Annotated in this window: 10 protein-coding genes and 1 pseudogene; 4 read left to right on the forward strand and 7 right to left on the reverse strand. The window is 63.8% G+C overall.

Annotated elements, in window-relative coordinates; genetic code table 11:
* Window positions 1-611: 611 nt before the first annotated feature.
* The 5 genes from H7A86_RS01735 to H7A86_RS01755 form a co-directional block, all read right to left on the reverse strand.
* The gene (locus tag H7A86_RS01735; RefSeq protein ID WP_119130264.1) at window positions 612-965 is read right to left on the reverse strand and encodes a SymE family type I addiction module toxin; all 354 of its coding nucleotides are present in this window, start codon (window positions 963-965) and stop codon (window positions 612-614) included.
* Between the two features lie 1,750 nt (window positions 966-2,715).
* Window positions 2,716-2,937, reverse strand: a complete 222-nt coding sequence (locus H7A86_RS01740) for a hypothetical protein (RefSeq protein WP_119130268.1) — start codon at window positions 2,935-2,937, stop codon at window positions 2,716-2,718.
* A gap of 89 nt (window positions 2,938-3,026) precedes the next feature.
* On the reverse strand, window positions 3,027-3,473 hold the full coding sequence (locus H7A86_RS01745) for a hypothetical protein (RefSeq protein WP_119130270.1): 447 nt from the start codon (window positions 3,471-3,473) through the stop codon (window positions 3,027-3,029).
* 69 nt (window positions 3,474-3,542) lie between these two features.
* A complete protein-coding gene (locus H7A86_RS01750) occupies window positions 3,543-3,839 on the reverse strand; it encodes a hypothetical protein (RefSeq protein ID WP_147421293.1) in 297 nt (98 codons plus the stop codon).
* Window positions 3,840-3,909: 70 nt separating this feature from the next.
* Entirely contained in the window at window positions 3,910-4,176 is a 267-nt protein-coding gene (locus H7A86_RS01755) for a hypothetical protein (protein ID WP_147421294.1), read from the reverse strand.
* Window positions 4,177-4,355: 179 nt separating this feature from the next.
* On the opposite strand from H7A86_RS01755, the pseudogene H7A86_RS01760 reads away from it, so the two are divergent.
* Window positions 4,356-4,719 (forward strand): annotated as a pseudogene (locus H7A86_RS01760) (phage integrase N-terminal SAM-like domain-containing protein); the annotation flags it as partial.
* A 265-nt stretch (window positions 4,720-4,984) separates the two neighbouring features.
* Here H7A86_RS01760 and ilvD read toward each other — a convergent pair.
* The gene (gene ilvD / locus H7A86_RS01765) at window positions 4,985-6,823 is read right to left on the reverse strand and encodes a dihydroxy-acid dehydratase (RefSeq protein ID WP_119130274.1); all 1,839 of its coding nucleotides are present in this window, start codon (window positions 6,821-6,823) and stop codon (window positions 4,985-4,987) included.
* Between the two features lie 407 nt (window positions 6,824-7,230).
* On the opposite strand from ilvD, the gene H7A86_RS01770 reads away from it, so the two are divergent.
* On the forward strand, window positions 7,231-8,598 hold the full coding sequence (locus tag H7A86_RS01770) for a glycoside hydrolase family 5 protein (RefSeq protein ID WP_119130276.1): 1,368 nt from the start codon (window positions 7,231-7,233) through the stop codon (window positions 8,596-8,598).
* Between the two features lie 48 nt (window positions 8,599-8,646).
* Window positions 8,647-8,913 (forward strand): YkgJ family cysteine cluster protein, encoded by a 267-nt coding sequence (locus H7A86_RS01775; RefSeq protein ID WP_104650573.1) that lies wholly within the window; start codon window positions 8,647-8,649, stop codon window positions 8,911-8,913.
* Window positions 8,914-9,169: 256 nt separating this feature from the next.
* Here the strand turns inward: H7A86_RS01775 and H7A86_RS01780 are convergent, their stop codons facing one another.
* The gene (locus H7A86_RS01780; RefSeq protein ID WP_026064577.1) at window positions 9,170-9,715 is read right to left on the reverse strand and encodes a gamma carbonic anhydrase family protein; all 546 of its coding nucleotides are present in this window, start codon (window positions 9,713-9,715) and stop codon (window positions 9,170-9,172) included.
* Between the two features lie 730 nt (window positions 9,716-10,445).
* Between H7A86_RS01780 and H7A86_RS01785 the strand changes: the two genes are divergently transcribed.
* The gene (locus tag H7A86_RS01785; RefSeq protein ID WP_119130278.1) at window positions 10,446-11,753 is read left to right on the forward strand and encodes an MFS transporter; all 1,308 of its coding nucleotides are present in this window, start codon (window positions 10,446-10,448) and stop codon (window positions 11,751-11,753) included.
* Window positions 11,754-11,835: the final 82 nt, after the last annotated feature.

The following is an 11,835-nucleotide window of genomic DNA, read 5'->3' on the forward strand; positions in this document are numbered from 1 at the left end:
ACTAGTCACTGCTCCCGGCACAGCCAGAGTCCCCCGCATCGCAACCGGAAAAACCAATGTCCTGACCACCCGATGCGCCACCATCGGATGACAGATAGAGCGGGTCACTTGTACTGGACGATGTGGAGCCAGGTGCCTGAGAAGAAGCAAATGCCGCACAAACGACCGCGCCAATGACTGGAACAAGCCAGACGACAGCAACTTGCAATGCGCGTTGTGATGGCGACAGCGTCGAAACGCGAAGCACTGCAACCGATGCGACGATATTGCCAAGCGCAAGTACCGCACCCACTAGAAGCATCAACTCCATCCAAACCTCCAAGTCCCCTGACTATTACTGGGGCTGCCCGTGTGGCGTATAAACGATCCTCGCCGAGTCGTCCATGGCCGTCAATTGCTGCAAGCGTTTGCGGCAAACGTTCGTTATGCCAGTGCGGCTTGCCGTGACCGTGTGCTATGCCTTAGTCGAGTTGTTCCAACGTGAGATGCAGGACGACGGTTTGGTGCTCCATCTTTGTCCTGCACGAGGAGCGGCGAGCACGCCGGGCGTGATAATAAAATGCATTGCGCTCGATGCGGGCTTGGGCATGTGTGCTGCATGGCTCACCCGCCTAGTCCTTGGGCGCCACAGTCACGACCAGCTCACCGTTGCGCATGCGGATGTCGAGCTTGCTGCCGATGGTGAAGCCCAGTTGTTCCAACCAGCGGCCGCGTAGGCGCAGCGTGGGGATGCGCTGGTGGCTGTCGGGGTAGTAGCCGTAGCCGACGGTGCAGCGTTGCGGGGCACGCGGGTGGCCCGGGCGGCGCGGCTTGGTGGGATCGGGGCGGGGCTCGGGGATGTAGGGGCGGTCGAGGTAGGGCCGCGGCGTGATCGTTGGGTCGAGCGAGCGCCAGACGACCTCGGTGGGTGGTGTCACCGTGGCGCGCTTGCGCGCTGGCTTGGGACGGGACGTGGATCGACGCATGGCAAAGCCCTCCTTGACGAGCAGGCCCCGTCGCCGGGTGGCGACGGGATGTCGGGAGGTTAGAAACCGCGAACAGTCGGCGGGCGTATTTCCCCAAGGGGTGTTGTATTAGCCGCCCTCCCGACGCAGGCATCGCGTCGGTTGCGCCCGCAAGAAGCTGCAGGCACAAAAAACCCACCGGTTTGACGGAGGTGGGTACCGCTGTTCGAGGAGTTTCTACGCTCCTTGTGGTAGAGATTGCTGCTGGTTCGTTGGGATGTCAACTGCTTCGACAAGCAGGGAGCCGATCAGCGTCCAACGAAGCCGTTGCCCATACCGATGAGGCATCTGGAAAATAAGCCTGACCCCTTATTCTCAATTTTTAGCGGGCTGATGCACCTCAGACTCCAGGCGAAGAACGCGGTATCCGAGAAAGGCGCACAAGACAGCCATAACGCTGAGCAAGCCTTTGAACACCATAAAATCTTCAGCTAGGTCTAACGCCTGAGTTAAGCCGACTCACGTAGCGGTTTCGGCTTGGGTGAGTTGCTGTGGCTCAGCGTTGCTAGAACGTAGCCTGCTAGTGCGTACAACATAGAACGCAAGATACCCCACGGCTCGAGTATCTCACCGACATGCGCACCCAGTGCCAAAGATAGAGCCATGTCAGTCAGCTGTACTAGCAAGAATGCAGAAACTACATGCCACGCCCTACGAGTCGGGGCACCAGTGGCAAGGCGCCAGTAGCAGACGACTGCAATAAGCCCAGTTGCAACACGCCTGAAAAGGCGGGCTCTCTCTACTAGTTGGTCAATCGTCGCCGGCTCGATCTGCGAATGAGCCACCCAGACTCCGCTAAGAACACCGACGCCATTGGTCAAAATCATGAGTAGAGCAGACCAGCCAACGATGCGCTTCCAGTTCACAGCACTCTCCTCCTGAGTTCCAACACCGGAATCAAGCCGACTCGCGAAGCGGGTTCGGCTTGAATGAAGTGCTAGGCGTCAGCTTACCGCCCATCGGCACGACTAGCCTCCCGAAAAAGCGCGGCCAAGCCCGAGCTGGACATCTTGCTGAGCCTGTCATACGCGGGTTTGGTGGCGGACTCGGTCCCATTACCTTCGCCGCGCAACTCAATGCCACCGTCACCGTCCGGCGTGAGGATAAAGACAAACGGAGCAGCGGGATTGGGCGCGCGGGCAGCGACCACTACGGAATGCCCGTTAGCCCAGCCATATATCAGCCACTCATTGCCTCCGAACTGCTTTAAGGCCGGTCCAATGTTGCATTGAAGCGCGGGTTGCTCAGTGACAGGCACAGTCGACGAGCTAGCAGCGAGAAGTGCTATGAATAGAGTTGCGATCATGTCTGCTCTGCTACCTAACACCTGAGTTAAGCCGACCCGCGAAGCGGGTACGGCTTGAATGACTTGTTAGGCCGCGGACCTGCGCGTAACCAGCCAACCAACTACGGAACTCGCAAGCCCGCCCCAAACCACTCCGATTGGAAACTGCACGCCGATGAGGTATGCAGCGCCAGCACCGATGCCCGAGCCCACTAGAGCAAACCATGCTACTTTGCGCTTGCGCGCGAGATAAGCGGTCTCCGCTATACGCTTTTGGCGAATCTGCTCCTGAATACGTAGATCCGGCCCCAAAATAGCCTTCGCGATTGCATCGGCTTGTGTCCTTTCCATCTTGCGATGACTCCTGATAGCGGCGAACGCCTGAGTTAAGCAGCGCCGCGAAGCGGCGACGGCTTGAATGGATTATTAGGCTTGCGCCCGTGCACCTTTGGCCTGCACGAACCGACCGATCATATAGACGATAGCGCCGCAAATCAGCACCACGCCGCCGATGTTGCGGACAATAGATTGGAGATCTCTATCCGGAAGAAAGAACGAGGTAAAAGCTATCACTCCTAGGGCGAACAAGACCAGCGATCTGCCGATCTTTAAGTAGGAGTTGGAAAGGCCAAATCGGGAGTCGCTCATGATCTTTGCCTCAAATGTCAGTTGCGAAAAAGCAGACCTAACGCCTGAGTTAAGCCGAACCGTATAGCGGTTTCGGCTTGAATGGATGGTCAGGCCTCAAGCCGGCGCAGCCTGCCCCACGACTGGCGAAGCCCCGCGAGGTGCACCAGGCCGATGGCGAGACAGGTCGCCGAGCTCACGACCCAGAACGTGAGGCTGTTGCCAGGGAAGTAGGCCATGATCGGGACGAACGCCACACCGCGAACGATGTAAATACCGGTGATCGCCGTAAGGACTGTTCGACGTAGCGGAAACGGCCGGAATACGCCCGCGGCCGAGAGCGCGTACGCTCCCCAAGTGGCCAAGACGGCGGCGATTGCGAGCGTGACCACTGTGGGATACCAGCTGCCTTCAGCGTGAAGTTGCGCCATCTGCTCTCCGGCGCCCAAGAGGCGGAACAGTGGTGCGCCCACTACTAAGCACGCAAGATGTGCCAGTGCTGCAACGCCACTCAGTGCGCCGCCGACGATGAGGAGCTTGTTGGTTTGGCCTTCCACGCGGTCTCCCTTGCGACCTAACGCCTGAATTAAGCCGCGTCGCTGAGCTGATTCGGCTTGAATGAATTATTAGGGCCCATCCGTGATGCTCCCGACGGGGCGACGGCGAACCCACCATACGACAGCAAAGAATAACGCGGAGGCCAAGAATGCAAGAGCGGGAACTATAAGCAGGCCGCTCTGCTCGTGATAGACAACTAAATTACGCCCGTCGAAATAGCGCCCCTCCTCGTTGAAAAGGCAGCGATATGGCCAATAGAACGAAAAGTAGAAGAAGCCAAAGAGGGTCGCCAAAGTACCCGAGAACAGGGCTACCGCCAACAGTAAAGCTTGTGGGATGCGGCGATGGCGTTGCTTGGGGCTCAAGAATCCCTCCTGCGGGGTCTAGCGTTGGAATTAAGCCGACCCGCGAAGCGGGTCCGGCTTGAATGAAGTGTTAGGTGCCGGGTGGCGTTGCTTTGCTACCCGGTGCTAGTGCGGCGCTGCCAATGTGCATGTTGCTTGCTACATCAGCCTCAGAGACGTAGACCTCGATGTCGCCGAGTCCTCCCGCGTCCGAATAGTTGCTTGAGATATGAAAATGCTGCTCAGGGTCATCGCGGAGCCTTGTGAGAAGCCCAATCATGCAATCAATTTCTGCGGGTGACAGTGCAAGAGTGATTCCGTACCAACCGTTGTTCCAGTCATCTATCTCGCCACGCATCGATACTATTCCGGTGCCTAACTACTATTGGACCGCCTAGAAGCGGTGTTGCGCCAAGTATCGAGTATGGCCTGAGGGCTGGGAAGGGGAATTCCTATTTCGTAACAATGACTTGCCAGATGGCAACCGGCAGTCTTGGCGTTGCTGCTGGTTGCGTTATCCGATGCTTGAGCAGGCGTATGAGTCACACTCATGACGACGCAGGCGTAATGACGCCTCCGACCCTCAGCTGTTGAATCAGCTCCGTGGTCGGCTGCGACCTTGCCATGACAGCCTGCGTACCGAGCAGGCATATGTGGGCTGGATCCGACGCTTCATTCTGGCCAACGGCAAACGGCACCCAGTACAGATGGGGCAGGTGGAGGTCGAGGCGTTTCTCACCGAACTGGTGACGCAGGGCAGGTGTCGGCCGGCACGCTGAATCAGGCGCTGGCGGCACTGCTGTTCCTGTATCGCGAGGTTCTGGGCATGGAGTTGCCCTGGATGGAGAATCTAGTGCGCGCCAAGCGGTGGCGGCCCATTCCAGTGGTGCTCTCGGCCGAGTAGCTTGCGCGCGCACAGTGCAGGAGCTGTTGGGCCACCAGGATGTGGCAACCACGTAGATCTACATGCATTTGCTGGGGCGCGCGGCGTCGGCGGTGTGCAGCCCGCTGGATGGGCTGGGCATCGGCGGTGGATGATGTTGCCGCCAAAAAAGTCAATCTGTTGTGGCGGTTACGGTCAGGCGTCAAGACTGAAGTCCCTGCCACAGTCCGATGCCGGGCTACGATGAAAACCGCTAAGAATCCGCAGTCTTCATGGCAATGCCTCAGCCGTCCAACAGCGCCTTGTCCCGCACCGCACCCTTGTCTGCGCTGGTCGCCAGCAACGCGTACGCCTTCAACGCTGTAGTGACCTTGCGCGGACGCACCTCCACCGGCTTCCAGCCTTTTGCATCCTGCTCTGCGCGACGACTAGCAAGCTCTTCGTCGGACACCAGCAAATTGATCGAACGATTAGGAATGTCGATCAGGATCTTGTCGCCGTCGCGCACCAGGCCGATCGCGCCGCCTGCGGCGGCTTCCGGCGAGGCGTGGCCGATCGACAGGCCCGAGGTGCCGCCGGAGAAGCGGCCGTCAGTGAGCAGGGCGCATTGCTTGCCCAGGCCCTTGGATTTGAGATAGCTGGTGGGGTAGAGCATTTCCTGCATGCCGGGGCCGCCCTTGGGGCCTTCGTAGCGGATCACCACGATATCGCCGGCCTTCACTTCGTCGGCAAGGATGCCCTTGACCGCCGAATCCTGGCTCTCAAAGACACGCACATTGCCTTCGAACACGTGGATGGATTCGTCCACGCCTGCGGTCTTCACCACGCAGCCGTCGCGGGCGATATTGCCGTACAGCACGGCCAGACCGCCTTCCTGCGAGAAGGCGTGAGCGACATCGCGGATGCAGCCTTCGCTGCGGTCTGTGTCCAGGCTGTCCCAGCGCGTGGCCTGGCTGAAGGCGATCTGCGTGGGGATGCCGGCCGGGCCGGCCTTGTAGAACGTGTGCACCGTTTCCGCGTCGGTCTGGGTGACATCCCATTGCGCGATGGCGTCGGCCAGCGTGCGTGCGTGCACCGTTGCCGCGTTGGTGTGCAGCAAACCGCCGCGTGCCAGCTCGCCGAGGATGGCCATGATGCCGCCGGCGCGGTGCACGTCTTCGATGTGGTACTTGGGCGTATTCGGCGCCACCTTGCACAGCTGCGGCACGCGCTTGGACAGGCGGTCGATATCGCGCATGCCGAACGGCACGTCGCCTTCCTGCGCGGCGGCGAGCAGATGCAGGATGGTGTTGGTCGAGCCGCCCATGGCGATATCCAGGGTCATCGCGTTTTCGAAGGCTTCGAAGGTGGCGATGCCGCGTGGCAGGGCGGTGGGGTCTTCGCCGCCGTACCAGCGATGGCACAGCTCCACCGCCACGCGCCCGGCGCGCAGGAACAGCTGCTCGCGGTCGGCGTGCGTGGCCACCACGGTGCCGTTGCCCGGCAGCGACAGGCCCAGCGCTTCGGTCAGGCAGTTCATCGAGTTGGCGGTGAACATGCCCGAGCACGAGCCGCAGGTGGGGCAGGCGCTGCGCTCGAACTCGGCCACCTTTTCGTCGGAGGCGCTGTCGTCGGCGGCGATCACCATCGCGTCGATCAGGTCGAGCTTGTGCTCGGCCAGCTTGGTCTTGCCGGCTTCCATCGGGCCGCCGGAGACGAACACGGTGGGGATGTTGAGCCGCAGCGCGGCCATCAACATGCCGGGGGTGATCTTGTCGCAGTTGGAAATGCACACCAGCGCGTCGGCGCAGTGCGCGTTGACCATGTACTCGACCGAGTCGGCGATGATCTCGCGGCTGGGCAGCGAATACAGCATGCCGTCGTGGCCCATGGCGATGCCGTCGTCCACGGCGATGGTGTCGAACTCCTTGGCCACGCCGCCGACGCGTTCGATCTCGCGCGCGACAAGCTGGCCGAGATCCTTCAGGTGCACGTGCCCGGGCACGAACTGGGTGAACGAGTTGGCGATGGCGATAATGGGCTTGTGGAAGTCGCCATCGCGCATGCCGGTGGCGCGCCACAGTGCGCGGGCGCCGGCCATGTTGCGGCCGTGGGTGGAGGTCTTGGAGCGGTACTCGGGCATGGCGAAGTCGACGGCTGATTGGCGAGCGGTGGCTGGCAATTAGACCGCGTCGCAACTGTTGCTGCTGCAACGGTCGCGGCGCGTTCCGGTGATCTGGCACGGTAGCACGCGGGCGCATGCACGCCGTGCTGGCGGGCGGGCGAGGGCATCGTGCGCAGCGCACGCGGAATGCAGCAGCGCCGGCCGGCACTGCACGTGAACGCGCGCCTTTGGTCCCGCTGCATCACGTCGTCGGCCGGCATGTAATGCGATGTAAACGTATGCGGGCGCGCATGCAGTGCCCGGAGTGCGAACCGGAGCGCAGATCGCGCCGCCGGGACATCGGCAGGATTGTCCCTAGACCGGTGCGGCCAATGGGGGAGCAGCACCGCCAAGGATCTCCACCAACGGCACCGCAGGAGGCGCCCATGTCCGACCATCCTCATTCACGCCGCACGGCGGCAACGTCGCATCCCATCGACCAGACGCCGGCGGCAACGGCCGGCATCACCCGCCGTCGCGTGCTGCAGGGCGCAGCCGGCGCGGCGGCGCTGGCCGGCCTCGGGTGGGGCGGCCGCGCGGCCGCGCAGAGCGCCACCCTGCCGTTCGCGGGCCTGAACCTGTCGGGCCTGGCCTCCAACAGCTATGTGGAGAATGCCGAGATCGGCACGCATTACCGCGCCATCACCGCGCAGCACGTGGCTGCCGCCGGGGCCTGCCCGCTGTTCCGGCTGCCGACCACCGCCGCGCGCTTCACGCGTGGGCAGGGCGTGGCCTTGAACGAGACCTACTGCCGTCAGGTCCAGGACGCACTGGACCACATCGCCGCACGCGGCAAGCGCGCCATCGTGGAGCTGCACGACTACATGCGCCTGCCGCAGCGGGTGGCCGTCAAGTCCGGCTACCGGCGCGACGCCAGCGGCACGCTTGTCGATGCACGCGGCAACCGCGTCGACAACCCGGCCGCAACCGAGGTCTGGGCCGACACCTATCCGCTGCGCAGCTTCGGCTACCAGGGCTATTTCGATCGCCGCGACCAGTTGCTCAAGCTCTACGAATACCGCGTGATCGGCACGCCGGGGTGCACGCTCTACAACGAGGCCGGCCTGCCCGACCTGTGGGCACGCATCGTCAACCGCTTCAGGCAACACCCGGCGGTGTTCGGCTGGGGCGTGATGAACGAGCCATACCAGGGAAAGGAGCGCAACGCCGATGGCAGCGTGTTGTCGATGTCGGCGCACTGGCAGAACACCGCCACCGCGTGCTGCAAGACCATCATCGATCGCGACCGCGACCACTTCGTGTTCGTGTGCGGCAACGGCTATGCCAGTGCCCGGCTCTGGCAGCAGGACTCGATGGGCCTGTTCGACATCCCCGATCCCTACAACCGCATCGTCTACGAAGCGCACAACTACCTGGATAGCGACGGAGCTGGCGGCGGCAACTGGGTCGGGCCCGGCGGGCGCAACGAGGTGGTCAAGCCGGACACCGGCATCGAGATGGTGGCGCCCTTCATCGAAGCCCTGCAGCATGCCGGCAAACGCGGCTATCTGGGTGAGCATGGCTATCCGGCCGACAACCACAGCGCGGAGGTCGCCACCACGCGCATGCTGGCCCATCTGCAGGCCAACAATATCCCCAGCACGCAGTGGTGCTTCGGCCCCGGCTGGCCGGATGACGATGTGCTGGGCATGAGCTACGACGTGGGCGCGGACATCCAGGCCAAGAGCAATCTCGCTGCGGTGCAGGCCTTCTTCGACGTGCGCCTGTCCGGCTACGTGCCGCCACCTCTCTAACCCCGGCGCCGCCGCTGCCCGGAGGACGCGGCGGTTTACACTGATGGCATGCGCATGGACTTCCCGTGCCGCGCCGGCTGCGCGGCCTGTTGTATTGCCCCGTCGATCAGTTCGGCGATCCCCGGCATGCCGCAGGGCAAGCCGGCAGGCGTGCCCTGCGTGCAGCTCGATGGCCGGGGCCGGTGTCGCCTGTTCGGCTTGCCGACGCGGCCGGCGGTGTGCGCCAGCCTGCGCCCGTCCGAGGACATGTGCGGCGCTTCGCGCGCCCAGGCGCTGGCCACGTTGACGGCACTGGAGCAGGCCACGCGGCCGTAAGCGGCGCCAGGTCACCGGCGTCCTTGCTGCCATGCATCCCCGACGCCATGCAACCCGCGGCTGGCTGCGGCTGCGCTGCATCCCGGGCGGCCAGGGATGCGCGGCGTGCGGCGCGCTGCTGCCGTCATCTCTCTGCGCGTCGGCCTGCCAGCATCAGGCCACCGGCGTCTGCGGCAGGTGCACCCAGCTCGAAGGCGGTGTACCCGTGTCGCAGAGGGTCGATGCTGGCCTGCAGCCGCAGGGCGGGGACCCGGATTCAGCCGGCGCTGGCGCCGCCCAGATACTGATCCTTGAGCCGCACGTAATGCTGCGCGGAGTAATGCAGGCTTTCGATTTCCTTGTCGCTGAGGGTGCGGGCCAGGCGCGCGGGATTGCCCAGCCACAATTCGCCTTCGCCGACGATCTTGCCCGGGCCGACCACCGCGCCGGCACCGACAAAGCCGTAGCGCTTGACGGTGGCGCCGTCCAGCACGCAGGCGCCCATGCCGATCAGGCACAGGTCTTCGATGGTGCAGGCATGCAGGATGGTGCCGTGGCCAACCGTGACGTCGGCGCCGATCAGCGTCGGGTAGCCGGCCTTGTTGAACGGGCTATGGTGACTGACGTGGATGATGGTGCCGTCCTGCACGTTGGTACGTGCGCCGATCTGCACATGATTGACGTCGCCGCGAATCACCGTGCCCGGCCACACCGATACATCATCGCCCAGGCTCACCTTGCCGATGATGGTGCAGGCAGGGTCGACATAGACGCGTGCGCCCAGTTGCGGGGTGTGGTCCAGGAACGAGCGAATCGGGGTCACGATGATCTCCAGCATGTCGGCGTGCCGCCCGGTGCGGGCACTGCCGGCATGATAGCGGGGCGACTGTCGCATGCGGCAAGCGCTGGCGTGGCAAATGACCTGTCTGGCTGTGGCCGTGGATGACGCAGCGGCGCGGCGTGTTGAAACGACCGACGCCAGAACCGGTGGGGCTACGCCTGAATGTTTGCTGCAGCTTCGAAGGGATCGAGTTGCACTGCGTGTGGAGGTTTGCAGTCATGCGCATCTAGCGTCGTTCAAGTTCGCTACCGCGAAATCTCGTATGCCATGCCTGCGCGAGGAGTGCAGCAAGGAGCTTCGCACTCCGGACCAGACGAACGTGGCGGTTACCCGGTCCGATCGCACGCCAGGTCACGCGCTGCAGCGGTAGGCGCGAGGTCGATCGTGTCCGTGCAAGCAATCCGCATACCCCGGGTGCCGCCATGCAGACACCTCAACGAATGCATGGCGAGCCAGGCGAAGCGCTCTGCCAGCCTGTTCGATAAGCGCACACCAGTGCGTGCGGGTGTATTGAACGTCCCCTGCGATCGGCCTAGCGTGCCGATGGCGTTTTGCAACGCGGCGCTCGTGCTGCGTTGCAGTGCCGATGCATTGTCGAGTGCCGCTGCTGCTTCGAGGCTTGCTCGCGTCTTCGTCGTGCTGCCGCTGCACGCTCGCATGGCCACGCATGCAGCTGCCAACGCACCTGCCATTCCTACACCAGGATCACCCGATGACCCCGAGCGCCGTGACACCTGCACCCTTCGTACTGGAACGCATGACGCCGTTCCAGTGGAGGGCGGTGGCGGTGTGCGTGTTGCTGACCATGCTCGATGGTTTCGATGTGATGGCGATGGCCTTCACCGCCCCACATGTGTCGGCGCAATGGCAGTTGTCGGGCAAGCTGCTCGGGGCCTTGTTCAGTGCCGGATTGGTTGGCATGGCGGCGGGTTCGTTGCTGCTGGCGCCGCTGGCCGATCGCATCGGGCGGCGCGCGACGATCCTGGCCTGCCTGGCGATACTGACCGTGGGCATGGGCGCCTCGGCGCTGGCCACCGGCGTGTGGCAACTCGGCGCGTTGCGTGCGTTCACCGGCATCGGCATCGGCGGCATGCTGGCCTGCGTTGCGGTCATCGCTGCCGAGTATTCCACCGCCCGGTGGCGCAGCACGGCATTGGCGCTGCAGGCCACCGGTTACCCGATCGGCGCGACGCTGGGCGGCGCAATCGCGGCGTTGCTGTTGCAGCAATGGTCCTGGCACGCGGTGTTTGTGCTCGGTGCGCTCGGGTCGCTGCTGTGCGTGCCCTTGGTGCTGGCGTTTTTGCCCGAGTCGCTGGATTTTTTGATCGCGCGGCGCCCGCCCGGTGCAGCCGCACGCTTCAATGCGGTGCTCGCACGCATGGGCATGCCGCCGCATGCGGTACTGCCGTCACCGCCGCAGATTCCCAATCGGGCGCAGGGCTATGCGGCCCTGTTCGTACCGGCATTGCGGCGGCAGTCGCTGTTGATCGCGCTGGCGTTCTTTCTGCTGATGTTCGCGTTCTATTTCGTACTCAGCTGGACCCCGAAGCTGCTGGTCGTGGCCGGCTTGTCGGCGGCGCAGGGTGTAACCGGTGGTGTCTTGTTGAATCTGGGCGGCATTGCCGGCGGGGCGGTCTTCAGCGCATTGGCCGCACGTGCGCGCCTGTCGCGGCTGACCGCCGGCGCGCTGGGGATCTCGGCGCTGGCGCTGCTGGCCTTTGGCCTCTACAACACCGTGCTGAGCTGGGCGTTTGCCACGGCGGTGCTGAGCGGCGCGGCGCTGTTTGCCGCCATCGCCGGGCTGTATGCGGTGGCGCCGGTGGTCTTCACGGCGGCGGTGCGTTCCACCGGCATGGGCTGGGCGATCGGGGTGGGCCGCTTCGGCGCGATCGCCTCGCCGCTGTGCGTGGGCCTGCTGGTGGACGCGGGCTGGTCGCCGGCGGCCCTGTACCTGGCCTGCAGCGTGCCGTTGCTGCTTGCGGCCATCGCCGTGCTGGGCATGCGCCTGCCGGCGCGCTGAACTGCCCGGCTGGCGGTTGTCACGCAGCCGAGCGAGGTCGACCGGGCCAAAGAAATGCTGCGCACTGCCGATACCCCGACAG

Source organism: Xanthomonas euroxanthea (assembly GCF_903989455.1).
GTDB classification, from domain to species: Bacteria; Pseudomonadota; Gammaproteobacteria; order Xanthomonadales; family Xanthomonadaceae; genus Xanthomonas; species Xanthomonas euroxanthea.